Consider the following 26660-nt stretch of genomic DNA (forward strand, 5'->3'; position numbering starts at 1 on the left):
GCTGGCAAGAATGTTAGCTACCAGGCTGGGAAGTTTCATAGCACCACGCTACAAGATGCGACATCCAACCTTGCCGAACGAACACTATGCGCATATCTTATGCGCATAGCCCCTGCGAGGCCATTTCAGTGAGCCAGTCCTACGATGTACAAGCCCCTAAGAAGGCCACCAACGTGAGCATCAACAGCGACCTGCTTCAGCAGGCGAGGCATCTCGGGATCAACCTGTCAGCGACGTTCGAAAACGCCCTATCTGAAAAGGTGCGTGCGGAGCAGCGCGAGCGGTGGCGGCGAGAAAACGCTGACGCCATCAGTGCCTACAATCAATACACTGAGAAGCACGGCACCTTCGGTGATAACGAGCGGCAGTTCTGATGACCCAGTTCCACGCCTACCAGAACCGCAACCCGGCCTCGCGTGAACGTTACCCCTACCTTCTCGATATCCAGAGTGACTTGCTTGGCGAACTCCGAACGACCGTGGTCGTACCTCTATGCCCTGCCGACCTGGCCGAAAACATGCGCCTTTCTCATCTGAATCCAAGCCTCGAAATCGACGGCAGGCGCTATGTCGCCATGACACAGGAGCTTGCAGGTATCGAAAGAAAACGTCTCGGCAAAACCGTTCATGATCTTGGCAGCTATAGAGAGCAGATAATTGCTTCCATCGATTTCCTTATGTCAGGCATCTGATGCGATCAGCGAGTATGCTATCGCTAACGAAGGTGCCTTCCCTCCACCAGGTCTCTCACCTCAGCCCAGCAGCTTTCGCCCTTCGCTACCTATCCGCACCCATATACTTGACCCTGCGGTAGAACACCACGAGAGGTCCCCCGCCCAGCATCATGCCCAGGCCCGCGACCACGACGACCAAGGCGTCATAGGCCACGGTGCCGGACGTAGAGTACACCCCCACCAACACGCCGACGTGGCGCACCACCAGATAGACGCCAATCAGGAAGGTACCGGCCCGCACCAGGTCGTCATCCTTGACACGAACCTCGCCATCGCCATGCAGCCAGGCGGCCGGCGAAGCACCACAGCAATACGCCGCCCAGCATCGGCACGGCCACCGTAGCAATCAGCATCGGTAACACCGCGACAGACCAGAACTCGCTGCCCATGGGCCCTAACAGCGCTGGTAGCACCGAGAACAGCGTCTTCAGAAAGAGGTAAAGGCCCAGCACTCGGATCAGCAGGATGGAAAAGGGCTTCATGGCGTCTCCCGGTTATTCTGCCGCCTCATCGTCGACGATGGGCGTACCCAGCGTATCGATCATCATGCTGTGACACTCGACCTCAAACCACTCATCGAAACGTTTCAGGGTACGCTTTGGCCAAAGCGAAGGGACGGTGTACCACGCCTCCAGCTCCGACTCGAACAGGTTGCGCCAGTTGGCCTTGACCCACCGCCTGACCTCCTCGGGCGATTCGGATACCTCATCGCTCACCAGGTAGACGATGCGGTCGTGGTTGACCTCTTCCGCGGTGACTGGGCTGCCCCCCGGCGAGGGATCGGCATCGTTGATCCACTGCACGGCAGGGGCCTTGTAGCGCAGTAATAGAGCTGATCGATTCAACATAGGTTTTCCCTCCCCTCCATTCGACAGGTTGATTTCTAGATATGGCGACTAGCCTGTCGTTTCCGCTGCACTCTTCTTCCGCCGCCGGTCCGCGGGCTTCTGCCTGGCCTTCTCCACCTTGATCCGCGCCAGCAGCGCTTCGGCGGAAACAGAGGTTCCACAGCTTCTGGACGATATCGTTCTGGGTCATGAGGGGTCCTGATTGAGAATGTCGATATAGGCACGGTAGGCGTAGATTCGATTACGCTTCTGCCCGGTAAGCTCGTTAACGATCCCGAACTCTTTTTCCAATGCGGTGAGCAACTTGCCGACTGTCGCAGGTGTCAGACCCGTGCGCTGGCGTAGATGATTGATATTGGCGATGGGTTGCTGGAATAGCGCATCCAACAAGAGGCCTGCCGAGCCGGCTTGGCGACCCAGCTCTGCCAGGCGGGCCTTGTCCTGCTCCCGCAGCTGGTTGAGTTGCTGGGCAGTGGCCACTGCCTGAGTGGCTGTATGGGCAACGGCATCCACGAAGAACAGTAACCAGGCTTCCCAGTCTCCGGTCACACGTACTTGCTGCAACCGCTCGTAGTAGGTCTGGCGATACTTCTTGAAGAACACCGAAAGGTAAAGCAGCGGTTCATGGAGGATGCCTGCCTCGACCATGATCAGCGGTATCAACAGCCGTCCTAACCGCCCGTTGCCATCCATGAAGGGGTGGATGGTCTCGAACTGTACATGGGTCAGTGCTGCCTTGATAAGCGGGTCGGTGGATTCGGGAATGTCGTTGACGAACCCCTCAAGCGCCGACCAGCAATCTGCAATGTGCTGAGGTGGTGGCGGGACAAAAACTGCTTCATCGGGGCGGTGCCCTCCCAGCCATACCTGATTGCTGCGAAATTCACCCGGCCCACGGTTGATACCACGCCCCGACGTCATCAGCGCGGCATGCATCTCCATGACTAGCCGATGGCTGATGGGAAAGCCCTCACGGATACGCTGCACGCCCAAGGTCAAGGCGTTCACGTAGCAGGAGACCTCCTGCACGTCGTCCATGGGCACCCCCGGCATGCCCTCCATCTCGTAGAGCATCAAATCGCTGAGCGACGATTGAGTGCCCTCGATCTGAGACGACATGACCGCCTCCTTGCGCACATAGCTATAGAGGAAGAGTGAGGCATCGGGCAGCAAGGTGCTGATGGCATCGAGACGCCCCAGCGCCAGCATCGCGTGGCTGAGACGGTTCTGCAGTTTGCCGTCCAGCACCAAGGGCGGCCGAGGCGGCAGTGGGTCGGGAATGAACGCCTGGCAGCGTACCCCTCCGGCAATGGTGTCTACGTAGTGGCCTGTCAATCCGCGATCCATGGGCTCCACCTGACCGCTTCGAAAGCGGGCTTGGGTAAAATAGCGTCAGGTCTTATTTTAACTTGAGGGCGAAATTAAAATAAGCGCTGATGTTATTTTAGTTTCGTCACCACTCAGCCACTGACGTGTCAATGCCATCGACACACCCCAGGAGCGTGTCGAAGAGATCGCATTTCTTGAACATGTATGGAGATATGTCGATATCCTGGACGACTCAGCTCGCCTCCCATAGCGGGTCGTCAAGGGCCTCCCGCACCTCATCGAGGTGGTTGCCCAGCACGGCGTCGAGCTGCTTCAGTCCGCCGTGGTCGATCCCGTGCCAGGGGCTGCTCTACCGGCAGTTTTCTACTGGTTTCAAAATGACAAAGGCCGAGTGACACTTCACTCGGCCTTCATTCTATCTATCGGCCTCCAGGCCCTGACGCTCTCATCAAGGCGATGCATGCCTGTCCGGTGGCGCTGAGCTTCCATCTGTCAGACAGTGCCTTGCTACCTGGGCGCAGACCCAGAAAATTCCGGCAAGTATGATAAAGAACAGGCTGCCTGAGACAAGATTCCAGCTTATGGGCTGTTGATCGATAGCAATCAGATAGACCAGGCCAGCCATCAGAGCGAAAAGCACAACGATGGCTGCTGCCCAAAAGAGAAAGTACAAGGCTATTCCCAGCTTATTCAGCATGCCCATCTCCTCAATCTGCTCAAGGATTCACATTCAGCATAGACCATGTCGGTGACCTCCCTGGCAGCTCCCTTTCAGATTAAAAAAGCGCCCCGTTGCCGGGGCGCCTCTGCCACCTGTCGTTCGACCACGATCAGGCCAGGTCGAAGCGGTCCGCGCTCATTACCTTGTCCCATGCCGCCACGAAGTCCTTGACGAATTTCTCCTTGGCATCGTCCTGCGCATAGATCTCAGCAATGGCCCGTAGCTGTGAGTTGGAGCCGAAGATCAGGTCTACCCGCGTTCCGGTCCACTTCAACTCGCCGCTCCTGCGGTCGCGGCCTTCGAACACGTCGGCATCCACCGAGGTGGGCTGCCACTGCGTGTTCATGTCGACCACATTGACGAAGAAGTCGTTGGTCAGGATACCCGGACGGGCGGTGAACACGCCGTGGCGCACGTTGCCGTGGTTGGCTTCCAGCACCCGCAGGCCACCCACCAGCGCCGTCGTCTCCGGCGCGGAGAGCCCCAGCAACTGAGCCTTGTCGATCAGCATCTCCTCGTCGGAAACGGTGAAGCGGGCCCGACGGTAGTTGCGGAAGCCGTCGGCCTCCGGGCGCAGCCATTCGAAGGATTCGGCATCGGTCTGCTCGTCGGTAGCATCGGTGCGCCCCGGCGAGAACGGCACTTCGATAGTGTGGCCGGCATCCTTTGCCGCCTTCTCGATGGCAGCACAGCCACCCAGCACGATCAGGTCGGCCAGCGAGACCCGCTTGCCGGACTGGCTTGCATTGAAGTCGCCCTGAATGCTCTCCAGCGTCTTCAATACCTTGGCCAGTTGCTCGGGCTGGTTGGCCTCCCAATCCTTCTGCGGTGCAAGGCGAATACGCGCACCGTTGGCCCCACCACGCATGTCGGAACCGCGGAAAGTGGAAGCCGACGACCAGGCGGTGTACACCAGCTCGGCAACGGAGAGACCGGAGCCAAGGATCTTGCCCTTGAGGCTGGCAATGTCCTGTGCATTGACCAGCTCATGATCGACAGCGGGTACCGGGTCCTGCCAGATCAGATCCTCCGCCGGCACTTCCGGGCCGAGATAGCGTGACTTCGGGCCCATGTCGCGGTGGGTCAGCTTGAACCAGGCCCGGGCGAAGGCATCGGCGAACTCTTCCGGATTCTTGTGGAAGTGCTCGGAGATCTTGCGGTACTCCGGGTCTTCGCGCATGGCCATGTCAGCGGTGGACATCATGATCGGCACGCGCCGGGAGGCATCTTCGACATCCGGCGCCATGTCCTTCTCGGCCAGGCCCTTCGGCTGCCACTGCTGAGCACCGGCCGGGCTCCTGGTCAACTCCCACTCATAGCCGAACAGCACGTCGAAATAGCTCATGTCCCACTTGGTGGGTGTCGGCGTCCAGGCTCCCTCCAGACCACTGGTAATGGCATCGCGGCCCTTGCCGCTCTTGTAGCTGCTCTTCCAGCCGAAGCCCATCTCCTCGATCGGCGCGGCTTCCGGCTCGGACCCCACATTGGCCGGATCACCGGCGCCGTGGGTCTTGCCGAAGGTGTGGCCACCGGCGGTCAGGGCTACCGTCTCATAGTCGTTCATCGCCATGCGGGCAAAGGTTTCACGAATGTCCTTGGCCGAGGCGAGCGGATCCGGATTGCCGTCCGGGCCTTCCGGGTTGACGTAGATCAGGCCCATCTGCACCGCAGCCAGCGGGTTTTCGAGATCCCGTTCACCGCTGTAACGACTGTTGGCCTTGTCACTCGTGGCGAGCCACTCCTCCTCGGCCCCCCAGTAGATGTCCTCTTCCGGCTGATAGATGTCCTCGCGACCACCGGCGAATCCAAAGGTCTTGAAGCCCATGGATTCCAGGGCGACATTCCCCGTGAGGATATAGAGGTCGGCCCAGGAGAGCTTGTTGCCGTACTTCTGCTTGATCGGCCACAGCAGGCGACGCGCCTTGTCCAGGTTGCCGTTGTCCGGCCAGCTGTTGATCGGCGCAAAACGCTGCGAGCCGGTACCGGCGCCGCCCCGGCCGTCCCCCACCCGGTACGTTCCTGCGCTGTGCCACGCCATGCGAATGAAGAAGGGACCATAGTGCCCGTAGTCGGCCGGCCACCACTCCTGGGAGTCGGTCATCAGGGCCTCGAGGTCCTTTTTCACCGCGGCCAGATCGAGCTGCTCGAACGCGTCGCCATAGTTGAAATCCACGCCCAATGGATTGGATTTCGGGGAGTGCTGATGAAGGATGTTCAGGTTCAGCTGGTTGGGCCACCAGTCATGTATCGATTTTCCCGTGTCCCCCTGGCTGGTACGCGACCCATGCATGACAGGGCACTTGCCCCCGGTGCTGTCTACTTTCTGATCCATATCGCTCTCCACGTATCACTGCTGCTTTAATGGCTACAGCCTCGATGTAAAATCCATCGCTCCATGACGGTCAGCGAGGCAAGTTCTTTGCTTTTCCTTATGTAAGAATAGGTATAACAGCTTTGCTGGCCGGTACGGGATTTGATTTTCGACAACCGATCAATAGCTATTTCCAATGACAGCTTACAGTTCAATAGTTTATTGGAAGGACTGTCCTGGAGTCGCTCGGGATATGAAAAACGATCGGCACACGCCCCCACACCGCATGCCTGCCCGCTTATCGCGAGCGTGGTACGCTAACGGCAACACAAGGACAGGAGAGCATCATGACAGCGGCTGAGCTGCTCGAACGCTTGGTGGGCTTTGCCACCGTTTCGCGGGATTCCAATCTCGAGCTGATCCGCTTCGTCGAAGAGTATCTGACGCAACACGATGTCGAGCACTGGCGGATCACCAACGATGACGGCAGCAAGGCCAACCTGCTGGCGCGCCTCGGTCCGGCGGTGGAAGGCGGCGTGGTGTTGTCGGGACATACCGACGTGGTGCCGGTGGACGGTCAACCGTGGTCTACCGACCCGTTCGAACTCGTCGACAAGGGTGATGGCCGCCTCTACGGACGCGGCACCTGCGACATGAAGGGTTTCATCGCCTGTGCCCTGGCGGAGGTGCCTAACTGGGTACGGCAGGACCTCGCGAGACCGATCTACCTGGCCTTCTCCTATGACGAGGAGGTTGGCTGCATCGGTGCGCCGCGCATGATCGAACGGCTGATGGCCGACCACCCCCGCCCCGCAGCAGTGATCGTCGGCGAGCCGACCTTGATGCAGCCGGTGGTGGCCCACAAGGGCGCCACCAACCTGCGCACCACGGTGACCGGCCGCGCCTCGCACTCCAGCCAGGTCGACCAGGGCGTCTCGGCGATCCATGTGGCCGCACGACTGGTCACCAGGATCGAGGACGTGATGGCCGAACTGCGCGCCGAAGGACGCATCGACGAGGCCTTCAACGTCGCCCACTCCAGCCTGCACGTGGGCAAGATCGCCGGCGGCACCGCCATCAACATCATGGCCCGCGAATGTACCTTCGAGTGGGAAATTCGCCACCTGCCCCAGGACCGCTTCGAAGACCTGATCGGCCGCGTGAACGCCTACGCCGCCGAGCTAGAGGCCGAAATGCAGGCCAAGGCTCCCGAGACGAGCATCGTCACCGAGGCGCTCAACGTCACGGTGCCGGCGCTGGCCGACGACAACAACGCCGAGGTACTCGCCCTGTGCTGCGAACTGCTCGGTGAGCGGCCCAGCGGCGCGGTGGCCTACGCTACCGAGGCCGGTCAGTTCCAGCGCGAGGGGCTGCCCACCGTGATCTGCGGTCCCGGCAGCATCGCCCAGGCCCACCAGCCCGACGAGTACATCGAGAGCGAACAGCTTGCGGCAGGGAGCGAGTTCATGCGGGCCCTGGGCAAGCGTTTAGCTGCTCGGACCTGAGCGTTCCCGCGACGTAGAGACGGATTGCGAACCTCCATTCTTTCAAGAGGTACCCCGCATGGCGAAGCGCAGGAGCAAGCGTCAAAAGCCGACAGCCTCAGCACGCAAGCCCCATGCCCGCGCCCCACGGCGCTTCAGCCCTCGCCGCCTGGTGCGCGGCGTCCTGATCGCCCTGGCGATCCTCGCCGTACCGGTGACCTGGCTAATCCTCGAGGAGCGCCAGGCACGCGCGCTGGCCGACCTGAGCGTGATCGGCAACGGCGAGCCGGTGGCGGTGCAGGTCTTCGACCAGGGCTGCCCCGACTGTCGCCGGCTGCGCGACAACGCCGAGCAGGCGCTGGCCAATATCGAACGACCACCGGCCTGGCGCGTGGTGAACATCAACAGCTCCCAGGGGCGACGATTCGCCGGTGAGCAACTGGTCGACCACGTCACCATCGTGCTGTTCAACGGACGGGGCGAGCGCACCGACGTGATACGGGGAGTTGCCAGTGTCGGCGAACTGGAGACCGCCTTTAGTGACCTGGGCAGGAACGCAAGAGCTCGCCGGGAACGCTAGGCTCCAAAGCTGGGCTCGGCAAGCCCTTCCACGCCGGCTTTCATCTGTAGCAGGCTGCCTGCCAGGGGCCAGCGCGCCTTGCCCTCGGCATCCAGATGCTGAGTGGCGGTGGTGATGTAGAGCGTGCTCAGGTCAGGCCCACCGAAGGCCACCATGGTGGGATGCGGGCACGGCACCTCGTGCTCCGCCATCAGTTCGCCCTCCGGCGAGAATCGCACGACACGACCGCCGCCGTAGAGCGCGCTCCAGTAGCACCCTTGGCTATCCACCGCTGCACCGTCGGGCACGCCGGGCAATCCCAGCGCCTCCAGGTCGACCCAAGTCTCTTCCTCCCCCAGCGTGCCGCTATCGACGTCGAAGGGGTAGCGCAGGATTCGTCGGGTCAGCGAGTCGGTATGGTAGAGCCAGCGCCGGTCGGGGCTGAAGGCGAGCCCGTTGGATATGCCGATTCCAGTCAGTCGTTGCGTGAGCTCACCGCGGTCAAAGCAGTAGAGCGCCGCCGTGGGGCTCGCCTCGTCGGCGGCGATGGTACCTACCCACAGGCGGCCCGCAGCATCGCAGCGGCCGTCGTTGAAGCGGTTGCCCCGCCCTGCCTGCCACCCTTCGGGCCTCTCTTTCTCCCACTCAGGGTTGTCGGCCAGTCGCTCGGGCTCACCCTCCGCGGCCAGGCGCAGGATGCCCGACGTGGCGGCGGCCACCAGCCCCGAGTCGGCAATCGCCACGCAGCCCACTTTCTCGCCAAGCTCGGTGCGAGTCGGGGCAGCCCCATCCTGGGGTCGCCAGGCGTAGACATGGCCGTTGTTGATATCGGCCCAGTAGAGGGTCTGGCGTGCCACCGACCACACCGGGCTCTCGCCCAGGCTCATGTCGAGTTCGACCGCCACCGTCATCGCGTTCTCCTGCATGCCGTCATCCCTTATGTCATTTGCGGTCTCATCGGCCGAGCCGTCATCGATTCGCCTCAGCCAGGCAGAAGCACCACTGCTGTCTCAGGCTCTGGCCTCGCTGCAGCTCCACCAACCCATGGGCCATCGGGTCTGGGAAGTGATGGGCATCGACGTCGTGACTTACCGGCTCGAAGCAGAAGAAGTCGGCGTTCTCCCCCGGCGAGAAGAGGAGATAGCGCGACAGGTTGGGCAGCGTAGTGACGTCGAGGGCAATGCCGCGCTCGGGCCAGTTGAGCAGCGCTTGCCCATTCCAGCCGGTAAAGAGGTTGTCGATCCGGCCTGCGGGGAGCGAAGCGGCCACGGAATAAGACCAGGGATCGCCCGCCTCCAGGCGGCGCCAGCGCGTCGGCAACTGCTCGGCACCGACCTCCCAGACGCCGTCGGCCAGCGCCTCGAGGCGCACGTCGGCGCTGCGTGGAAACCAGGGATGCAAGCCCAGGCCGTAAGGGGCGGGGATATCACCAAGATGAGTCAGCATCAGTTCAACCGTCAGGCTCCCCTCCTCCAGGCGATACCTGAGTACCGCACGATAGTCGAAGGGTGGCTGCCAGGAGGAGCAGAGGCCTAGTCGCAGCTCGGTCAGCCCCTGGTGCTCGACCTGCCAGGGCCGTTGCCAGCCATCACCGTGGATCGGTAACGGCTCTCCCACCAGGTTGGCTGCGAGTGGATAGTGTCGCCCCCGCCAGTCGAAGCCACCGCCGGAGATACGATTGGACCAGGGCAGCAGCGGGTAGAGGCCCATCTTGTTGGGGTCGTGGTCCGCCTCGCTGCCGGGGCGGAACAGCGGCAATGGGCCGGCCGCTGTCAGGGCGTCGAAACGCACTACGCATCCTCCCAGCTCAGGCGCCACTACCAGCCGCAGCCGCCCATTGTCGAGCCGAATAGCCATACTAGAAGTCCACCCAGATGCCCCCTGCCGAGGAAGATTCCAGCGCGCGGGTGATGAACACCAGCCCATCGACACCATCGGCGACCCCTGGAGTACCGGTTGCCAGCGCCTCCGGTTCCCGACCGCTCTCGCGCGCCCGGATCTGCTCGGCAAAGTCGCTGTAGAGCTGTGCAAATGCTTCCAGGTAGCCCTCGGGATGCCCCGGTGGAATGCGTGCCGCCCCCAGTGCCGCGGCCCCCAGGTCGGGACCGTTTCGGGTCAGTGTTCGCGGCGGCTCGCCCAGCGGCGAATGCACCAGCCGATTGGGCTCCTCCTGGCACCACTCAAGCCCCCCGCGACTGCCGTAGACGCGCAGCCGCAGACCGTTCTCGTTGCCCGGGGAAACCTGGCTCGACCACAGCATGCCTCGGGCGCCGCCCTTGAAGCGCAGCATCATGTGGACGTTATCGTCCAGCGCCCGCCCCTCCACGAAAGTATGCAGATCCGCGGCCAGGGCCTGGGGTTCCAGGCCGGTGACGAAGCGCACCAGGTTATAGGCATGGGTTCCGATATCCCCCAGACATCCTGCCGGACCGCTGCGCTTGGGGTCCGTTCGCCATTCGGCCTGCTTGACGCCGCTATCCTCCAGGCGCGTGGAGAGCCAGTCCTGGGGGTATTCGACCTGAATCACGCGCAGCTCGCCCAGCTCACCATTGGCCACCATCTCACGGGCCTGGCGCACCAGCGAGTAGCCGGTGTAGTTGTGGGTCAGGCCGAAGAACCGACCGCTGCGTTCGACCAGTTCCGCCAGCGCCCGGGCTTCCTCCAGGGTCGTGGTCATCGGCTTGTCACAGATGACATGGATGCCTGCTTCGAGGAAGCACTTGGCAACTTCGAAGTGAACATGATTCGGTGTGACGATGGCGACCACATCGATGCCATCGTCACGCTGGCTTTCCGCCTCGGCCATGGCGCGGTAGTCCGGATAGGCGCGATCCGGCGCCACGTGCAGTTCCGCTGCAGAGGCGCGGCTGCGATCGGCATCGGAGGCGAAGGCACCGGCGACCAGCTCGTAGTGGTCATCCAGCCGTGCCGCCATGCGGTGCACGCCGCCGATGAAGGCGCCCTGGCCGCCACCGACCATGCCCAGGCGCAGCCGGCGGGACGTATCCTGTTGTTGGCTCATGTCGTTGTATCCTTCAGTCGAGGCCCAGCAGGCGGCGGTTGGTCGCCTCGTCGACGCCGGCGTCGGCGAAGTCGTCGAAGGCCCGCTCGGTTACCTGGATGATATGGTCGCGAATGAAGGTGGCTCCTTCGCGGGCGCCGACCTCCGGGTGCTTGAGGCAACACTCCCACTCCAGCACCGCCCAGCCGTGGTAGTCGTTGGCGGCCATCCACGAGAACATCGACTTGAAGTCGACCTGGCCGTCGCCCAGCGAGCGGAAGCGCCCGGCGCGCTCGGTCCAGGACTGGTAGCCGGAGTAGACGCCCTGCTTGGGGCTGGGATTGAACTCGGCGTCCTTGACGTGAAACATCTGGATGTGGTCGCGGTAAACGTCGAGAAAACCCAGGTAGTCGAGCTGCTGCAGGATCAGGTGGCTGGGATCATAGAGAATGTGGCAGCGCGGATGGTGGCCGACCCGCTCGAGAAACATCTCGAAGGTAACACCGTCGTGCAGGTCCTCGCCGGGGTGGATCTCGTAGCAGAGGTTGACCCCGGCCTCATCGAAGGCGTCGAGGATCGGTCGCCAGCGCTTGGCCAGCTCGTCGAAGGCGGCGCCGATCAGCCCCGCCGGGCGCTGCGGCCACGGATAGACATAGGGCCAGGCCAGCGCGCCGGAAAAGGTGCCGTGGTCGGTCAGGCCCAGGTTCTTCGAGGCCCTGGCGGCCAGCATCAGCTGCTCCACCGCCCACGCCTGGCGGGCCTTGGGGTTGCCGCGCACCTCGGGTACGGCGAAGCCATCGAACATCTCGTCGTAGGCGGGATGCACGGCCACCAGCTGGCCCTGGAGGTGGGTGGAGAGTTCGGTCAGTGCCAGGCCATGCTCGGCCAGGGTGCCCTTGATCTCGTCGCAGTAGGTCTGGCTCTCGGCGGCGCGTTTCAGATCGATCAGGCGCGCGTCCCAGCTGGGGATCTGCACGCCCTCGTAGCCCAGCCCCGCCGCCCAGCGGGCGATGCTGTCGAGGCTGTTGAAGGGGGGGTCATCTCCGGCAAACTGAGCGAGGAAGATCGCCGGCCCTTTGATGGTTTGCATAGTGGGCTCTCCGATGGGTTCTCGGGCAGATAGACGCGGGCAAGCGCTGCGGCGCCCGCCCGCCGGGATCGATCAGAACGGTGAATCGGGGAAGTAGTACTGCTCGGCGTTCTCCTGGGTGATCAGCGGGGAGCCGAGGATGTACTGCCCGGTCACCGGCCCGTTGGAGGTAAAGTGCTGGACGGTGAGGTCCATGGCGGTGGCGATCATCGCCGGCGGATAGAGCACGTCCACCGGCACCAGCTCGTCGCCCTCCATGACGCGCTTGATGATGTCCTTCATGCCGGCACCGCCGACGATGAACAGCTCGTCCTCGCGGTTGGCCTGGCGCACCGCCTCGATCACGCCGAGGGCGATATCGTCGTCCTGGGCCCACACCGCATCGATGCGGTCGAAGCGTGCCAGGAAGTCCTGCATCACCTCGAAGCCATCGTCGCGGTTCCAGTTGGCGTGCTGCATGTCGAGGATATTGATCTCGGAGCCTTCGATGGCTTCCTGGAAGCCTTGCACGCGTTCGTCGTCGATCACCGTGGGAATCCCGCGCAGCACCACGATATCGCCCTGGTCGTCGAGCCGGTCACGAATGTACTCGCCGGAGACGCGGCCCAGCTCGTGATTGTTGCCGGCGACGTAGAGGTCTTCGATGCCCTCCTGCTCGAGGCCGCGGTCGACCACGGTGACGAACACGCCGGCATCCTTGACCCGCCGCACCGGGTCGGTCAGCGGCCCGGACTCGAAGGGCAGCACCACCAGCGCATCGATATTGCGCTGCGAAACCAGATCCTCCAGGTCGTTGGCCTGCTCGCCCGGATTGCTGGCGGTGGAGATGGTAATGGCAATATTGGGATGGGCCGCCTCCAGGCGCTGCTTGGCCTGTTCGGCGTGGAAATTCACCCCACCGGTCCAGCCGTGGGTGGCAGCCGGTATCGACACCCCGATGGTGTAGTCCGCGGCGATGGCGACGGTCGGTGTTGCCATCACGGCAGCGGTGGCTAGCGCAGCGAATGTTGTCTTTATGGTTCGCATGGTGACGCTCCTATTACCTTGTTTGTTATTGGTTGGTGCTTAACTTGTCATTGGTTAATGCGTAAGTAGACCTGTTCAGGCCCCCGTCTTCCTCCACGATGCGCGCTGCAGGTACACCGCGACGATAATGATGATTCCCTGCACCGTGCCGTTGAGATAGTTGGAAATGGCATCCGTCAGATTGAGAATATTGCCGATCATGGTGAGCATGATCGCCCCTACCACCGTTCCCCAGATGCGTCCGTGGCCGCCCTTGAGCATGGTGCCGCCGATGATCACCGCGGCAATCGCCTCGAGTTCCCAGAGCACCCCGGTGGCCCCCGACGCCGAACCCAACCGCGGCACGTAGATGATGGTCGCCAGCGCCACGCATACGCCCTGCAGCATGTAGGTCATGGTCTTGATGCGATCGACGTGAATGGCGCTGTACTCGGCCACCTTCTCGTTGGAGCCGATGGCGAAGCAGTAGCGGCCGAAACGGGTATGGTTGAGCAGGATATAGCCGGCCACCGCCACCATCAGGAACACCAGTACCGGAATCGGGATGCCCAGCAGGTTGCCGTAGTAGACCGGCCGGTAGATGTCACGCACGCCCCAGTCCAGCGACAGGGTGCCGCCGTCGGCGAGGTAGGTCACCAGCGAGCGATAGATGCCCATGGTGCCGAGGGTGACGATAAAGGCCTCGATCTTGCCCTTGGTGGTCACCATGCCGTTGATGAAGCCGGCGCATAGGCCCAGGATCAGCGAGGCTCCCACGCCCAGCAGCACGGTAGTGAGGCCCGGGCCGAACTGCTCCACCAGGCTGTTCATCAGGATGATCATCACCCCGGCGATGAAGGCCGTCATCGAACCCACCGAGAGATCGAGCCCCCCGGCGGTAATGACGAAGGTGGCACCGATCGCGATGATGCCGATGAAGGCACTGCGCGTCAGCATGTTCGAGAGATTATCCAGCCCCAGAAAGGCGGGATTGATCAGGGCGCCCAGCAATGCCAGCGCGATCAGCGCCACGAAGGGGCCCCACGTCTTCAAGTCCAGGGGGATACTTCCCCGCTTGATCGATTTGCTATCAGGCACGACGATGCTCATCCACCCCTACCCCCTTGATTCCGGATGCGTACTGCATGATTTCCTGCTCGTTGATCTGCTCGCCTTCGAGGATGCCGGTGAGCACGCCGGCACACATCACCGCCACCCGATGCGAGAGGCCGATCAGCTCGCCCATCTCCGAGGAGATGAGAATGACGGAGCGCCCGGCGTCGGTGAGTTCGCGGATGAAGTGATAGATCTGGTGCTTGGTCCCGACATCGATGCCCCGCGTCGGCTCGTTGATGATGACGATCTCGGGGTCGATGGACATGACCTTGGCCAGCAGCAGCTTCTGTTGGTTGCCACCGGAGAGCTCCGCTGCCGTGAGCGCTTGGGTGCGCAGACGGATATCGAAGCGGCTCGTCGCCTCCTCGAAGGCCTGGGCTTCCTGCTTGCGGTCGATCAGCGGATGACAGTAGGCTCGCAAGTTGAGCAGGGTCAGGTTGGGGCGCAGCCCCATGTTGAGCACCAGCCCCTTGGCCTTGCGATCTTCGGTAAGGTAGGCGATGCGATGGCGCACCGCATCGCGCAGGTGGCGCAGCGTCACCGGCTCGCCATGGCGTAGCACCTGCCCCGCACTGCGTGGCCGCAGTCCCAGCAGTGATTCGATCAGTGCCGTGCGCCCGGCCCCCACGACGCCGCCGAAGCCGAGCACCTCGCCTTTGCGCAAGGCAAAGCTGGCCCAGTGCACCGCGCCGGGCACGACGATGTCGCGAGCTTCGAAAACGTAGGGGGCATCGTCGGGCACGGGGGTGCGAGCCGGGTACATCTCGGTGATTTCACGGCCCACCATGAGCCGGGCGAGCTCCTCCTTGCTACGCCTTTTCATGGGCCCAGAGTCGATCAACCGACCGTCGCGCAGCACCGTGACCCGGTCTGCAATCTGCTCTATTTCGCGAAGCTTGTGGGAGATATAGAGAATCGCCACGCCACGCTTGCGGAGGCGAGACACGAGGGCAAACAACACCTGCACCTCATGCTCGGTCAAGGTGGCAGTGGGCTCGTCCATGATCAGCACGCGCACGTCCCGTGTTACTGCCTTGGCGATCTCCACCATCTGCTGATCCGAGGTACCCAGGTCCTTGACCCGTGCAGTGGGCTCGACATTCGTCTCGAGCTCAGCCAGGGCTTCACGACATCGAGCCCGCATCGCCCTGCGATCCAGGAAAGGGCCGCGCCGTAATTCACGACCGAGAAAGATGTTCTCCTCCACGGTCAACAGTTCCGCCAGCGCCAGCTCCTGATGGATCATCACGACCCCATCGGCCTCCGCCTCGCCGCAGAAGCGGTAGCGTCGCGGCTCGCCTGACATGACAACCTCGCCGGATGTCGGGGACAGATATCCAGCGAGGATCCGCACCAGCGTCGACTTGCCGGCGCCGTTCTCGCCCAGCAGCGCATGAACCTCGCCGGGCTTGAGGTCGAGGTCGATATCGAACAACACCTGGTTCTGGCCAAACGAGCGGCAAATACGGCGTGCCGACAGCAGCGGCTGATCCTGACGGCTCATCACCCCCACCCCGCATCGACCGGGAATTCCTGGCCGGTCAGTTGGGCGCTGTCATCCGCTGCCAGGAACAGTACCGTGGGCGCCACATGCTCCGGCGCCAGGCGCACCTTCAGGCTCTGGTGCTCCTGAATGCGCGCCTCATCCTCGGGGCTGATCCACTTGTCGAGCTGCCGCCGGGTCAGGATGCAGCCTGGCACCACCGTGTTGACACGAATGTCCTTCACGCCGAGGTCACGGGCCAGAGTGCGTGTCAGGCCGTGAACGGCGGCCTTGGCCGTCACGTAGGCGGCGAGGTCACCCAGCGCGAGGCGGACACTGATCGAACCGAAATTGATGATCGAGCCACCGCCAGCCGCCGCCATCTGGTCGGCGACCGCCTGGATGGAGAAGAACATGGGACGCAGGTTGAGCGACATTCTCTCATCCCAATACTCGACGCTGACCTCACGCCAGTCATGGCGATCATCGTTCGCGGCGTTATTCACCAGCGTGCGGATGGGGCCCAGCGTCTCGCCAACCTCTTGAATCACCGCCTGGAGGGCTGCGATATCGCGGATATCACAGTGGCGATACAGGAGTGCCCTGCCCGTTTCCGCTTCAAGCTCGTGACACAGTGCCTGGCTGGCTTCATCATCGATATCAACGAAGGCAACTCGAGCGCCCTGGCGATGAAAGGCGCGGGTCAAGGCACTACCGATCCCGCCACCGCCTCCGGTCACGAAGACGACGCGCCCATCAAGGCTGGGATAGCGGGCAGTAGGGAGTAGCATGGAGGTCACCTTTTGTTGTTATTCAGAGCACAAGGCACGTGATCTGCATTTACTTTAGGTGATAAATTAAAGCGCTGCACATACCACTTAGGTCGTATTTTCTGTGGAATTATCGAGCCTCCCAGGCACTCGACAGCGTAAAAAACGACCTGGCAGTTGCCTGAGAGAGGCATATCACAGCAACATGGCAGTGACGTCAGCGCCATGACGCTGATATACTTTTTCTATAAAATTAAACATATCGGCAGCCTTAATGGCCACTCAGATCATTGAAAACAGCAGGCAGGACAATACGTTAGCCGTTATTCATTCGCTACGAACGAAGGGCCCGATGGCGCGAGTGGACCTGGGCCCAATGAACGGCATCAGCTCGGCCACCGTCACCTCGATTACTGCGGAATTGCTGGGCCAGGGGCTCATCAGCGAACTGCCTCCCGAGACGATCCGCAGCGGCGGCCGCGGGCGGCCGAAGACCCTGATCCAGCTCAACCCGGATGCCGCCTTCGTCATTTGCGTCAAGGTGTCGATCAACGAGATCCAGATCGTGGTGGGCGACTTCACCGGCCAGATACGCCACAGCACTCACCACCCTCTCACGACACTGACCCTGACTCAGGACGATCTATGCGCCGTCCTGGAAGAGAAAATCGAAGCGATACGAGCGGATGTTTGCGATACCTTTCACTATCTTGCCGGCATCTGCCTGGCCATCCAGGGGGTGGTTTCACCCAACAGCGGGCTCATCATCTGGTCGCCGGCCTTGAGCTTTCGCAACGCCCCCATTTCGGAGCGCCTCACCACAACATTTGGCTGCCCGGTACTGCTCGAAAACGACGCCAACTGCATCGCCAGGGCCCTGACCAGCCACCCGGAATATGCCGCCTACCCTAACCTGATCGTCATCATGCTGGGCTACGGTATCGGCATGTCCGTGCTGATCGATGGCAAGCCCTTCCTGGGGACCAACGGCTCGGCAGCCGAGTTCGGCCACACCAAGTACGAACCTGGCGGGGCACTGTGTGCCTGCGGTCGGCGCGGCTGTATCGAGGCCTATGCCAGTGACTACGCCCTGTATCGTGAAGCCCGCGCCATGCTGACCCTGCCGCCCGGCGATAGCGCCCACCCTTCCGACGCACAGATGCAGGCGTTGAACCAGATGGCCATGGAGGGCGATCCCGTCGCCAGCCAGATCTACAGCAAGGCCGGCCGCGCACTGGGCTATGGCATTGCCAACGTACTCGCACTGTTCAACCCCGACCTGGTCCTGATCACCGGCTCCGGCGTACGTGGCTTCGAGGCCATGCGGCCGGCCATGGAAGAGGCTATCGACGACGCCCTGGTCGAGGAACTGATCGGCCCGAGCCGCCTGGCCACGAGCCCGTGGGACCGGGACATGACCTTCCTCGGCGGCATTGCCATGACGCTTCATGCCACCGACCTCCAGACCCTGGCCGGCTGCCAGGCGAGTGCCTGATCGACTGTGGCAAGGACCAGGCGATTCCCAGGCAGACGTCCACAGCATCAGTGCGAGTGCCGGGGCACCTCGGCGCCACGACAGCCGACCAGGAAGTCGAAGTCGCAGCCCTCGTCGGCCTGGAGTACGTGTTCGATGTACAGCTGGCGGTAACCGCCGTCGCTGGCGATGCGCCGTGAGGCCGCGGTGGGGTCGCTTTGCGCCAGGCGCGCCTCGAGTTCGGCATCGTCGATCTCCAGGTGCAGGCGGCCGGACGTGCAGTCGAGTTCGATCCAGTCGCCGTCGCGTACCGCCGCCAAGGGGCCGCCGGCGGCCGACTCAGGTGCCACGTGCAGCACCACGGTGCCGTAGGCGGTGCCACTCATCCGCGCATCCGATATCCGCACCATGTCGGTGACGCCCTGCTCGAGCAGCTTGGCGGGGAGCCCCATGTTGCCGACTTCAGCCATGCCGTGATAGCCACGCGGGCCGCAGTTCTTCATCACCAGCACGCTGTCGGCGTCGACCGCCAGGTCAGGCGCATTGATGCGCGCCTTGTAGTCATCGAAGTCTTCGAATACCACCGCCCGACCACGATGCTGCATCAACTCTGGGCTGGCGGCCGAAGGCTTGAGCACCGCCCCGTTGGGCGCCAGGTTGCCCCGCAGCACGCATATCCCGCCATCGGCAACCAGGGGTTTGTCCAGTGGCCGGATCACTTCATCGTTGTAGAGTGGCGCGTCCTTGACGTTGTCCCACAGGCTCTGGCCGTTGACGGTGAGGGCGTCCTTGTGTGGCAAGCGCTCGGCTTCACCGAGTCGACGCAGCACCGCCGGCAGCCCACCGGCGTAGTAGAACTCTTCCATCAGGAAACGACCGGAGGGCTGCAGGTCGACGATGGTGGGCGTGCCACGACCCACGTGGCTCCAGTCGTCCAGCGCCAGGTCGACGCCGATGCGCCCGGCGATCGCCTTGAGGTGGACCACGGCGTTGGTCGAGCCGCCGATGGCGGCGTTGGTGCGGATGGCGTTCTCGAAGGCCTGGCGGGTGAGTACCTTCGACAGCCGCAGGTCCTCGTCGACCATCTCGACGATACGGTTACCGGACAGGTGCGCCAGCACATAGCGGCGCGAGTCCACCGCCGGGATCGCCGCGTTGTGCGGCAGCGAGGTGCCCAGGGATTCCGCCATGCAGGCCATGGTCGAGGCGGTGCCCATGGTGTTGCAGGTGCCCGCCGAGCGCGACATGCCGGCCTCGGCGGCCATGAAGTCATGCAGCGAGATCTTGCCGGCCTTGACCTGCTCCGAAAGCTGCCAGACCACGGTGCCGGAGCCGATGTCCTTGCCCTCATGCTTGCCATTGAGCATCGGCCCGCCGCTGACCACGATCGTCGGGATATCGCAGCTGGCCGCGCCCATCAGCAGTGCCGGGGTGGTCTTGTCGCACCCCACCAGCAGCACCACCGCATCCAGTGGGTTGCCGCGAATCGCCTCCTCGACGTCCATGCTTGCCAGGTTGCGGGTGAACATCGCCGTGGGCCGCAGCAGCGACTCCCCGTTGGAGAAGACGGGAAACTCCAACGGGTAGCCACCGGCTTCCAGCACGCCCTGCTTGACGTGGTCGGCGAGCTTGCGGAAATGGGCATTGCAGGGCGTGAGCTCCGACCAGGTGTTGCAGATACCGATGATCGGCTTGCCCTGGAACTCGTGGTCGGGTATGCCCTGGTTCTTCATCCAGCTGCGGTACATGAAGCCGTTCTTGTCGGCGGTGCCGAACCATTGAGCGGAACGCAACGAACGCTGGCGATCGGTCATGAAAAATCTCCAATATCGGGGGTCAGGTTCAGGCGCCCGGTTTCGGTCTCGGCGTGGATATCCCTGGTCTGGGACCGGTCTGGCCAAGGTATTGGTTCAGACGCTCAGGGCAGCTCGAAGCCTCGGCCCAGCGAACTGGCGCCGGGCTCGAGTCCCAGGGCCTCTGCGGTGCCGGCAAGCACCGCCTGGGCGGCCAGGAAGGCCTCCTTCGGACGCCGCATGCGGATGCTTTCCATCACTTGGCGATGCCGCTCGAGGCTCTCCTCGGGGTCGCTGGCATGCTCGTTGGACATGGTCACCAGCAGGTGGATCGACGGCCTGAGGATGTGCGACAGCTGCGCCCAGACGATATTGTGGGTGGCCTTGAAGATCGCCACGTGGAAGGCCACGTCACACTCGCTGTGCAGGCGCCGCTCCTCGGCGCAGCTGGCATTGCGCAGGTTCTGCCCCAGCCCCTCGAAGGCCTCCTCGATGGCGACCAGGTCGCGGGCCGTGGCGCGCCGCGCCGCAGTCATCGCCACATAGGGCTCGACGTCGAGGCGAAAGGCCAGTATCTCGCGCTGGATCTCCGGGTTGGGCGCCGCATAGCGGGACATCCACTCGGTCACCTGGGGATCGAGGATATGCCACTCGGCATACTCGCGGACCTTGGAGCCATGGCCCGAGATACGCTCGATGATGCCGACATCGACCAGCTGACGCAGGTCGCTGCGCACCGCCGAGCGGTTGATGGCGAAGCGCTCGCAGAGGTCGAGTTCACGGGGCACGAAGTCGCCCGGCTGGTAGCGGCCGGCGAAGATCGCCTCGGCCAGATATTCGGCGATACTGGCACGGGCCGGAGGCTTGCGTAGAGATGACGTCACGGCGATGAGATCCTGTTGCGATTCCTGAATATCATAACGCACTCGACTGGTCTGCCGGCGCCCGCAGCGCCGGGTCCACACCCGCTCGCAGCCTCAGCTCCAGCCGGCGCTCATAGAGCCCCTTGGCGAACAGGGTGCCAAGCACCAGGACACCACCGACCATTGCCATCGGCGCCGGCTGCTCGGCGAGAATCCACCAGGCCAGCAAGGTGCCCACGACCACTTCCAGCAATAGCAGCAGGCCCACTTCGGCCGCGGGCAGATAGAGGGGGCCGCGCTGCAGCAGGGTCACCCCGCAGGGCACAATGACCAGGCACAGCAGGATCACCACGGCGAGCTGGTTCGTCGCCGGCAGCGACGGCTCGCTGCCGGCAAGCCAGAACAGCCCGGCAACGCTGCCGACGATCAGGCCGTTGAAGACCAGCATCGGGCTCATGTCCACGCCCGGGCGGGTGCGGCATAGCGTGAAGTTGATGGCCAGGGTAGTGGCCGCCATCAGGGCAAAGGCGTTGCCCACCCAGGAGCCGGCGCCCGCGTCGTCCAGGGCGATCATGGCGATGCCCGCCATGCACAGCCAGATGGCCATCCAGGTTCGCCGTGGCAACCGCTCCTTGAGAATCACCCAGGACAGCGCCGCGGCGATCAGCGGTGCGCCAGCCAGGATCATCAGCACGTTGCCCGCCTTGGTGTACTGGTTACCCAGCACGAAACCGCAGGTGGTCAGGCTGAACAGCAGCGCCACGGCGATACCCGTCCAACCGCAGCGGCGATAGGCCGCCAGGGTGCCGCGGCCATAGCGCACCAGGGCGATCAGCAGGAAGCCCAGTGCCGAGAGGAAACCGCGCCACATCAGGATCTCCGCATCGGGAAGGTCGGCAACCTTTATCAGCAGCGCATCGGGCGCCATGATCAGCGCCCCGCCGCCGGTCAGCAACAGCCCCTGCTGGCGATGGGACAACGCGCTCAAGCGGCTCATGTCAGTGATTGTCCCGCGGCGGGTGTCGACGGGCCACGTCACGATACTTGGTCGCCGGCTCCAGTGTCATGCCACGATCCAGCGGTTCCACCATGCTGCGCTGGATCTCCTGCCAGGGGGTCTGGTGGTCCGGATAGATATAGCCACCGCGTGCCTCGAGCCGCTGGCGGCGCGCCGCGAGTTCGGCATCATCCACCATCAGCCGTACCTCACCGCGCTTGAGGTCGACGCGCAGCCGATCGCCATTCTCGAGCAGCGCCAGCCCCCCGCCGGTGGCCGCTTCCGGCGCCGCGTTGAGAATCGACGGCGAGCCGGAGGTCCCCGACTGGCGCCCGTCGCCCAGGCACGGCAGCGACTCGATGCCCCGCTGCAGCAGGGCTGCCGGCGGCTGCATATTGACCACCTCGGCGCCACCGGGGTGGCCCACCGGGCCGGCACCGCGCATCACCAGGATGGTGCGCTCGTCGATGCCGAGCTGCGGGTCGTCGATGCGCCCATGATAGTCCTCGGAACCGTCGAACACCGCCACCTTGCCTTCGAAGGCATCGGGGTCGTCCGGGTCGCTGAGAAAACGCGCCCGGAAGTCGGGTGAGATCACGCTGGTCTTCATCAGCGCCGAGTCGAACAGGTTGCCCTTGAGGTTGAGGAAACCGGCATGTGCCACCAGCGGGTTGGCGTAGCGGCGAATCACCTCGGCATCCTGGGTCTCATGATCCTGCAGGTTCGCCGCGAGCGTCTGGCCATTGACGGTCAGCACGTCGCCATGGAGCTTGCCAGCCTGCAGTAGCTCATGCAGCACCGCCGGCACGCCACCGGCACGGTAGAACTCTTCGCAAAGATAGGCCCCGGCGGGCATCACGTTGGCCAGCAATGGCACCTCGTAGCCGAGGCGTTGCCAGTCGTCATTGGTGAGCTCGACGCCGGCATGGCGGGCAATGGCGTTGACGTGTACCGGGGCATTGCTGGAACCGCCCAATCCCGAACAGGTGACGATGGCATTCTCGAATGCCTCGCGGGTGAGGATATCCAGCGGTCGCAGGTCCTCCCAGACCATCCCGACGATGCGCGTGCCGGTCTCGAAAGAGACCATGGCCCGCTCCTTGTAAGGCGCCGGAATCACTGCCGAGCCGGGCAGGCTCATCCCCAGCACCTCGGCCATGGCGTTCATGGTCGAGGCCGTGCCCATGGTGTTGCAGTGGCCGATGGACGGCGCCGAATCACTGGCCCGAGAGAGGAATTCGGCATAGTCGATATCGCCGGCAGCCAGGCGCTTGCGCAGCTCCCAGATGATGGTGCCGGAACCCACCCGTTCCGCGCCGCGCCAGCCGTTGAGCATCGGGCCACCGGACAGCACGATGGCCGGGATATTGACCGTGGCCGCAGCCATCAGCGCCGCCGGTGTGGTCTTGTCGCATCCGGTAGTGAGCACCACACCATCCAATGGATAGCCGTGCAATACCTCGACCAGCCCCAGGTAGGCCAGGTTGCGGTCGAGCGCCGCGGTGGGTCGACGCACGTTCTCGTGTATCGGGTGCATGGGGAACTCGAACGGCACCCCGCCAGCGGCGCGAATGCCATCCTTGACCCGCTTCACCAGCTCGATGTGGTGGCGATTGCAGGGTGTCAGGTCCGAACCGGACTGGCTGATGCCGATGATCGGCTTGCCGCTGGTCAACTCCTCCAGGGTCAGGCCGTAGTTGAGGTAGCGCTCGACGCACAGCGCCGTGGTCCCCGGATGCTCGGGGTTGTCGAACCAGTAGCGCGAGCGCAACTGGTCGGGGCTGATCCGGTGTGGCTTGGCCATCGTCTCGCTCCACGCCTGAGTTGGACATAAGGGGGAGGATAGCTCGATTGCCTCCTCATGCCGTTGACCTTACGCCTCAAGCACCAGTCAAGTCGATACATACAAAAGTATATGTTGAACAAATGGCGAATAAGTCCGACATTCTATCCCAGGCATGGCCGATCAACCGTCATGTCGATAAACGCCATATTTCACAACAACAACGCACCGCGCAGTCAGCCAGATGCTGGAGGCACCACCCCAGCGGCACTGCGCATGGAGACTCGAACCATGCACTACCCCTGGAAGCTTACCTTGGCAGTGACCGGCGCCACGCTCCTTGGCAGCAGTCTTGCCTATGCCGCGACGCCGGACCTGTCCGACCCGCCCCCCATCGAAGGTGAAGTGATCACCGAGGATCTCGGTTCACACACCATCCGTGTCGGCCTCGGCCTGGCCGAGACCTCGCCGCTCTACATTTCCACCCAGTACTTCGGCGACATTCTCGCCGAACGCACCGAGGGTCGTTTGACCGTCAATGTCTTCCCCAACAGCCAGCTGGGCGACGATGCCCAGATGATGGAAATGCTGCAGACGGGTTCGCTGGACATGACCATTCCCTCGACCTCGCCAGCCACCACCTATGTCCCGGAACTCGCCGTCTTCGACCTGCCATTCCTGCTGCCGACCCGTGAAGCCGCCATCGCCGTGCTGGAAAGCGATGTCGCCCTCGGGCTGCTCGACAAGTTCGAGGGTACCGGCATCAAGGCCTTCGCCTATCACGAGAACGGCTATCGCCAGCTGACCAACAGTGTGCGTGCCGTCGAATCTCCCGACGATGTTGCCGGGCTCGACGTCAGCGGCCTGACCATTCGCACCATGGAAAATCCGGTCCAGCTGAGCATCTGGGAAGCCTTGGGCGCCAACCCCACGCCAATGGCCTTCGGCGAGGTCTTCTCGGCCATGGAGCAGGGCGTCATCGACGGCCAGGAGAACCCCTGGAGCACCATCCTGACCTCCAACTTCCACGAGGTGCAGGACTACGGCTCCGAGACACGCCACGTCTACACCCCCTTCATCATCATGATGTCGGAGCGCACCTGGGATCGCCTCGACCCGGCCTATCAGGAGCTGGTGCAGGAAGCGGCCCAGGAGGCAGCGGCCTACGAGATCCAGCTGGCCACCGAGTACGACGACTGGGCCCGTGACCAGCTCGAGGAGCGCGGCATGCAGATCACCCGCCTCGACGACGACCAGATCGCCGCCTTCCAGGAAGCGGTGCAGCCCGTCTACGAGCAGTGGGGGCCGCGTATCGGAGAAGACCTGGTCGCCGAGATCCAGCAGATCGTCGAAAACACCATGAACGATTGACCCGGAAGGACGACGACAGGCGCGGGCCATAGGTTGGTCCGCGTGCGTCTGCCTGCCATTGGAGCGCCCATGAATACCTTTCACTCGCCGCCCCCTGACCCGGCCGAATACCTCGACGACCCCAACCGCAAGGCGCTGGAGCTCGACATCGAGACTCGCAAGGGACCGGCGCTGTTCCGCTGGCTGACGGTGCTCATGGAGCACCTGATCGCCACGATCCTGGTGGCGTTGATCGTGTCGGTGTCGGCCAACGTCATCGGGCGCTCGCTGCTCAATCACTCACTGCCCTGGGCCGACGAGCTGGCCCGCATGCTGTTCATCTGGCTGATCTTCATCGGCGCCGCGGCGGCCTTCGCCCGCTATGAACACATCGCCGTGGACTTCCTGGTGCGCCGCCTCAAGCCCCGCGCCGCCCATGTGCTCTACCTGATCCAGCACCTGATCATCACCGGCCTGATGGGCGTGCTGATCTGGGGCGGCTACGTCGTGATCTCCCGTTCCACCGGGCGTACCGCCATCCTCGGCGTGCCCTGGAACCTGATCAATGTCTCGCTGGTGCTCTGCGCGACCTTTATCGGCGCCGTGGCCATCTGGCGCGCCTGGCGCAGTATCACCCTCATTCGCACCGGCCAGGAGGCGTAGCCCATGCTGTGGATCTTTCTTGGCATCCTGTTCGCCTCCATCGCCCTGGGCCTGCCGATCGCCTTCGGCCTCGGCGTGGCCGCGGTGGTGCTGGCGGTGATGTCCGACATTCCCCTGTCGATCCTGATCGAGCAGTCGGTGCGCGGGGTCAACAACTTCCCGCTGCTGGCGATTCCCTTCTTCATCCTGGTGGGTGAAGTGATGAGCGCCGGCGGCATCGCCCGGCGGCTGATGGAGCTGGCCGGTGCGCTGGTCGGTTTCGTGCGCGGCGGCCTGGGCCAGGTGGCGATCACCGGCTCGATGTTCTTCGGCGGCATCAGCGGCTCGGCGGTGGCGGACACCGCCGCCACCGGCTCGATGATGATCCCCTCGATGAAGCAGCAGGGTTACTCCGCCCCGCATGCCACGGCGATCAACACGGTCTCCTCCGTCATCGGCATCATCATCCCCCCCTCGATTCCGCTGATCCTGTTCGGCATCGTCACCGAGACCTCGATCAGCCGTCTGTTCATCGCCGGCATCGTGCCGGGCCTGCTGATCGGCTTCGGGCTGATGGTCACCACCTTCATCATGGCGACCCTGGAACACGCCGGGAAGACCCGCAAGTTCCGCCTCGACCTGCTGTGGCAGGCCTTCAAGGCCGCCTGGCTGGCCCTGGTGCTTCCGGTGATCGTGATCGGCGGCATCATCGGCGGGGTGTTCACCGCCACCGAGGCGGCGGTAGCCGCGCTGCTCTACTCGCTGTTCATCTCGCTGGTCTTCTATCGCGAGTTCCACCCGCGCGCCCTGTGGGGCATGCTGATCCGCACCGCTCGCCTGACCGGCATGGTCCTGCTGCTGCTGGCCTTCGCCACGGTGATCGCCTGGTTCCTGACCATCAACATGGTGCCCCAGACCCTGGTGCGCCAGGTGCAGGCGATCACCCAGGACCCGTTCTGGCTGCTGATGATCGTGGCCGCGCTGCTGCTGCTGGTGGGCTTCGTGATGGACCTGACCCCGGCCATGGTGATCATGGCGCCGATGCTGACGCCGATCGTCACCACGGTGGGCGTCGATCCGGCCTACTTCGGGGTGCTGATGGCCTTCATCCTCGGCATCGGGCTGCTGACGCCGCCGGTGGGCACCTGCCTCTATGTGGGCTGCGGGGTGGGCAAGGTCTCGATGGAGTCGCTGGTCAAGGCCATGCTGCCGTATTACGCGGCGCTGCTGGTGGTGCTGGTGATCCTGATCGCCTTCCCCGGCATCGTCACCTGGCTGCCCGACATCACCGCCGTGCGCGGCAACTGA

The 26660-nt window shown here is 63.5% G+C and carries 26 protein-coding genes; 8 read left to right on the forward strand and 18 right to left on the reverse strand.

The features are described from left to right. The first annotated feature begins 128 nt into the window (after positions 1-128). Both LY622_RS10445 and LY622_RS10450 read left to right on the forward strand, forming a co-directional pair. Positions 129-374 (forward strand): type II toxin-antitoxin system CcdA family antitoxin, encoded by a 246-nt coding sequence (locus LY622_RS10445; protein ID WP_234290843.1) that lies wholly within the window; start codon positions 129-131, stop codon positions 372-374. Beyond that, positions 374-691: a CcdB family protein gene (locus LY622_RS10450; protein WP_234290844.1), complete on the forward strand. Its 318-nt coding sequence runs from the start codon at positions 374-376 to the stop codon at positions 689-691. The genes LY622_RS10445 and LY622_RS10450 overlap by 1 nt, the downstream gene beginning before the upstream one ends. 85 nt (positions 692-776) lie before the next feature. On the opposite strand, the gene LY622_RS10455 is transcribed toward LY622_RS10450, so the two are convergent. The 6 genes from LY622_RS10455 to katG all read right to left on the reverse strand — a co-directional run bounded on the left by LY622_RS10455 (position 777) and on the right by katG (position 5963). After that, positions 777-974, reverse strand: a complete 198-nt coding sequence (locus LY622_RS10455) for a hypothetical protein (protein WP_234290845.1) — start codon at positions 972-974, stop codon at positions 777-779. A 7-nt stretch (positions 975-981) separates the two neighbouring features. Continuing rightward, complete coding sequence (locus tag LY622_RS10460) at positions 982-1215, reverse strand: hypothetical protein (protein ID WP_234290846.1); 234 nt, start codon at positions 1213-1215, stop codon at positions 982-984. A gap of 12 nt (positions 1216-1227) precedes the next feature. After that, the gene (locus LY622_RS10465; RefSeq protein WP_234290847.1) at positions 1228-1581 is read right to left on the reverse strand and encodes a hypothetical protein; all 354 of its coding nucleotides are present in this window, start codon (positions 1579-1581) and stop codon (positions 1228-1230) included. A gap of 186 nt (positions 1582-1767) precedes the next feature. Continuing rightward, a complete protein-coding gene (locus tag LY622_RS10470) occupies positions 1768-2928 on the reverse strand; it encodes a Fic family protein (protein ID WP_234290848.1) in 1161 nt (386 codons plus the stop codon). A 430-nt stretch (positions 2929-3358) separates the two neighbouring features. Beyond that, entirely contained in the window at positions 3359-3607 is a 249-nt protein-coding gene (locus tag LY622_RS10475; protein WP_114573115.1) for a hypothetical protein, read from the reverse strand. A gap of 133 nt (positions 3608-3740) precedes the next feature. Continuing rightward, complete coding sequence (katG, locus tag LY622_RS10480; protein WP_255762542.1) at positions 3741-5963, reverse strand: catalase/peroxidase HPI; 2223 nt, start codon at positions 5961-5963, stop codon at positions 3741-3743. 326 nt (positions 5964-6289) lie between these two features. Here katG and argE point away from each other — a divergent pair, with 326 nt between their 5' ends. Both argE and LY622_RS10490 read left to right on the forward strand, forming a co-directional pair. Then, positions 6290-7447, forward strand: a complete 1158-nt coding sequence (argE, locus tag LY622_RS10485; protein WP_234290849.1) for an acetylornithine deacetylase — start codon at positions 6290-6292, stop codon at positions 7445-7447. A gap of 58 nt (positions 7448-7505) precedes the next feature. Then, positions 7506-8006, forward strand: a complete 501-nt coding sequence (locus LY622_RS10490) for a thioredoxin domain-containing protein (RefSeq protein WP_234290850.1) — start codon at positions 7506-7508, stop codon at positions 8004-8006. Here LY622_RS10490 and LY622_RS10495 read toward each other — a convergent pair. The 8 genes from LY622_RS10495 to LY622_RS10530 all read right to left on the reverse strand — a co-directional run bounded on the left by LY622_RS10495 (position 8003) and on the right by LY622_RS10530 (position 16471). Next, positions 8003-8911 carry an SMP-30/gluconolactonase/LRE family protein gene (locus LY622_RS10495; RefSeq protein ID WP_234290851.1) on the reverse strand — a complete coding sequence of 303 codons (909 nt, stop codon included), beginning with the start codon at positions 8909-8911 and terminating at the stop codon, positions 8003-8005. The genes LY622_RS10490 and LY622_RS10495 overlap by 4 nt on opposite strands. 43 nt (positions 8912-8954) lie before the next feature. Beyond that, the gene (locus LY622_RS10500; RefSeq protein WP_234290852.1) at positions 8955-9842 is read right to left on the reverse strand and encodes an aldose 1-epimerase; all 888 of its coding nucleotides are present in this window, start codon (positions 9840-9842) and stop codon (positions 8955-8957) included. Position 9843: 1 nt separating this feature from the next. After that, entirely contained in the window at positions 9844-11007 is a 1164-nt protein-coding gene (locus LY622_RS10505) for a Gfo/Idh/MocA family protein (protein WP_234290853.1), read from the reverse strand. Positions 11008-11020: 13 nt separating this feature from the next. Beyond that, positions 11021-12076 carry a sugar phosphate isomerase/epimerase family protein gene (locus tag LY622_RS10510; RefSeq protein ID WP_234290854.1) on the reverse strand — a complete coding sequence of 352 codons (1056 nt, stop codon included), beginning with the start codon at positions 12074-12076 and terminating at the stop codon, positions 11021-11023. Positions 12077-12148: 72 nt separating this feature from the next. Continuing rightward, entirely contained in the window at positions 12149-13102 is a 954-nt protein-coding gene (locus LY622_RS10515) for an ABC transporter substrate-binding protein (protein WP_234290855.1), read from the reverse strand. Positions 13103-13177: 75 nt separating this feature from the next. Continuing rightward, positions 13178-14179: an ABC transporter permease gene (locus LY622_RS10520; protein ID WP_234290856.1), complete on the reverse strand. Its 1002-nt coding sequence runs from the start codon at positions 14177-14179 to the stop codon at positions 13178-13180. Next, on the reverse strand, positions 14172-15701 hold the full coding sequence (locus LY622_RS10525) for a sugar ABC transporter ATP-binding protein (RefSeq protein ID WP_234290857.1): 1530 nt from the start codon (positions 15699-15701) through the stop codon (positions 14172-14174). Before LY622_RS10525 ends, LY622_RS10520 begins: the two co-directional genes overlap by 8 nt. Beyond that, entirely contained in the window at positions 15701-16471 is a 771-nt protein-coding gene (locus LY622_RS10530) for an SDR family NAD(P)-dependent oxidoreductase (protein ID WP_234290858.1), read from the reverse strand. Before LY622_RS10530 ends, LY622_RS10525 begins: the two co-directional genes overlap by 1 nt. A gap of 331 nt (positions 16472-16802) precedes the next feature. On the opposite strand from LY622_RS10530, the gene LY622_RS10535 reads away from it, so the two are divergent. Beyond that, positions 16803-17945 carry an ROK family protein gene (locus LY622_RS10535; RefSeq protein WP_234290859.1) on the forward strand — a complete coding sequence of 381 codons (1143 nt, stop codon included), beginning with the start codon at positions 16803-16805 and terminating at the stop codon, positions 17943-17945. Positions 17946-17992: 47 nt separating this feature from the next. Here the strand turns inward: LY622_RS10535 and LY622_RS10540 are convergent, their stop codons facing one another. The 4 genes from LY622_RS10540 to LY622_RS10555 all read right to left on the reverse strand — a co-directional run bounded on the left by LY622_RS10540 (position 17993) and on the right by LY622_RS10555 (position 23381). Further along, entirely contained in the window at positions 17993-19738 is a 1746-nt protein-coding gene (locus tag LY622_RS10540; RefSeq protein WP_234290860.1) for an IlvD/Edd family dehydratase, read from the reverse strand. Between the two features lie 104 nt (positions 19739-19842). Next, positions 19843-20601, reverse strand: coding sequence for a FadR/GntR family transcriptional regulator (locus tag LY622_RS10545; RefSeq protein ID WP_234290861.1), 759 nt, complete (start codon positions 20599-20601; stop codon positions 19843-19845). 31 nt (positions 20602-20632) lie between these two features. Continuing rightward, positions 20633-21577, reverse strand: a complete 945-nt coding sequence (locus LY622_RS10550; RefSeq protein WP_234290862.1) for a DMT family transporter — start codon at positions 21575-21577, stop codon at positions 20633-20635. Position 21578: 1 nt separating this feature from the next. Further along, positions 21579-23381 (reverse strand): IlvD/Edd family dehydratase, encoded by a 1803-nt coding sequence (locus LY622_RS10555; protein WP_234290863.1) that lies wholly within the window; start codon positions 23379-23381, stop codon positions 21579-21581. 270 nt (positions 23382-23651) lie between these two features. Between LY622_RS10555 and LY622_RS10560 the strand changes: the two genes are divergently transcribed. The 3 genes from LY622_RS10560 (at position 23652) to LY622_RS10570 (ending at position 26660) form a co-directional block, all read left to right on the forward strand. After that, a complete protein-coding gene (locus tag LY622_RS10560) occupies positions 23652-24731 on the forward strand; it encodes a TRAP transporter substrate-binding protein (RefSeq protein ID WP_234290864.1) in 1080 nt (359 codons plus the stop codon). Positions 24732-24800: 69 nt separating this feature from the next. Further along, positions 24801-25373 (forward strand): TRAP transporter small permease, encoded by a 573-nt coding sequence (locus LY622_RS10565; protein ID WP_234280853.1) that lies wholly within the window; start codon positions 24801-24803, stop codon positions 25371-25373. 3 nt (positions 25374-25376) lie between these two features. After that, on the forward strand, positions 25377-26660 hold the full coding sequence (locus tag LY622_RS10570; RefSeq protein ID WP_234290517.1) for a TRAP transporter large permease: 1284 nt from the start codon (positions 25377-25379) through the stop codon (positions 26658-26660).

The organism is Halomonas alkalisoli, from assembly GCF_021412585.1.
In the GTDB taxonomy this organism is placed as follows: Bacteria; Pseudomonadota; Gammaproteobacteria; order Pseudomonadales; family Halomonadaceae; genus Halomonas; species Halomonas alkalisoli.

Excerpts from the sequence above, each read along its gene's own strand:
- LY622_RS10450 (WP_234290844.1), top strand. The coding sequence starts at position 374 with ATGACCCAGTTCCACGCCTACCAGAACCGCAACCCGGCCTCGCGTGAA.
- LY622_RS10460 (WP_234290846.1), bottom strand. The coding sequence starts at position 1,215 with ATGAAGCCCTTTTCCATCCTGCTGATCCGAGTGCTGGGCCTTTACCTC.
- LY622_RS10465 (WP_234290847.1), bottom strand. The coding sequence starts at position 1,581 with ATGTTGAATCGATCAGCTCTATTACTGCGCTACAAGGCCCCTGCCGTG.
- LY622_RS10470 (WP_234290848.1), bottom strand. The coding sequence starts at position 2,928 with ATGGATCGCGGATTGACAGGCCACTACGTAGACACCATTGCCGGAGGG.
- LY622_RS10475 (WP_114573115.1), bottom strand. The coding sequence starts at position 3,607 with ATGCTGAATAAGCTGGGAATAGCCTTGTACTTTCTCTTTTGGGCAGCA.
- katG (WP_255762542.1), bottom strand. The coding sequence starts at position 5,963 with ATGGATCAGAAAGTAGACAGCACCGGGGGCAAGTGCCCTGTCATGCAT.
- argE (WP_234290849.1), top strand. The coding sequence starts at position 6,290 with ATGACAGCGGCTGAGCTGCTCGAACGCTTGGTGGGCTTTGCCACCGTT.
- LY622_RS10490 (WP_234290850.1), top strand. The coding sequence starts at position 7,506 with ATGGCGAAGCGCAGGAGCAAGCGTCAAAAGCCGACAGCCTCAGCACGC.
- LY622_RS10495 (WP_234290851.1), bottom strand. The coding sequence starts at position 8,911 with ATGCAGGAGAACGCGATGACGGTGGCGGTCGAACTCGACATGAGCCTG.
- LY622_RS10500 (WP_234290852.1), bottom strand. The coding sequence starts at position 9,842 with ATGGCTATTCGGCTCGACAATGGGCGGCTGCGGCTGGTAGTGGCGCCT.
- LY622_RS10505 (WP_234290853.1), bottom strand. The coding sequence starts at position 11,007 with ATGAGCCAACAACAGGATACGTCCCGCCGGCTGCGCCTGGGCATGGTC.
- LY622_RS10510 (WP_234290854.1), bottom strand. The coding sequence starts at position 12,076 with ATGCAAACCATCAAAGGGCCGGCGATCTTCCTCGCTCAGTTTGCCGGA.
- LY622_RS10515 (WP_234290855.1), bottom strand. The coding sequence starts at position 13,102 with ATGCGAACCATAAAGACAACATTCGCTGCGCTAGCCACCGCTGCCGTG.
- LY622_RS10525 (WP_234290857.1), bottom strand. The coding sequence starts at position 15,701 with ATGAGCCGTCAGGATCAGCCGCTGCTGTCGGCACGCCGTATTTGCCGC.
- LY622_RS10530 (WP_234290858.1), bottom strand. The coding sequence starts at position 16,471 with ATGCTACTCCCTACTGCCCGCTATCCCAGCCTTGATGGGCGCGTCGTC.
- LY622_RS10535 (WP_234290859.1), top strand. The coding sequence starts at position 16,803 with ATGGCGCGAGTGGACCTGGGCCCAATGAACGGCATCAGCTCGGCCACC.
- LY622_RS10540 (WP_234290860.1), bottom strand. The coding sequence starts at position 19,738 with ATGACCGATCGCCAGCGTTCGTTGCGTTCCGCTCAATGGTTCGGCACC.
- LY622_RS10550 (WP_234290862.1), bottom strand. The coding sequence starts at position 21,577 with ATGAGCCGCTTGAGCGCGTTGTCCCATCGCCAGCAGGGGCTGTTGCTG.
- LY622_RS10555 (WP_234290863.1), bottom strand. The coding sequence starts at position 23,381 with ATGGCCAAGCCACACCGGATCAGCCCCGACCAGTTGCGCTCGCGCTAC.
- LY622_RS10560 (WP_234290864.1), top strand. The coding sequence starts at position 23,652 with ATGCACTACCCCTGGAAGCTTACCTTGGCAGTGACCGGCGCCACGCTC.
- LY622_RS10565 (WP_234280853.1), top strand. The coding sequence starts at position 24,801 with ATGAATACCTTTCACTCGCCGCCCCCTGACCCGGCCGAATACCTCGAC.
- LY622_RS10570 (WP_234290517.1), top strand. The coding sequence starts at position 25,377 with ATGCTGTGGATCTTTCTTGGCATCCTGTTCGCCTCCATCGCCCTGGGC.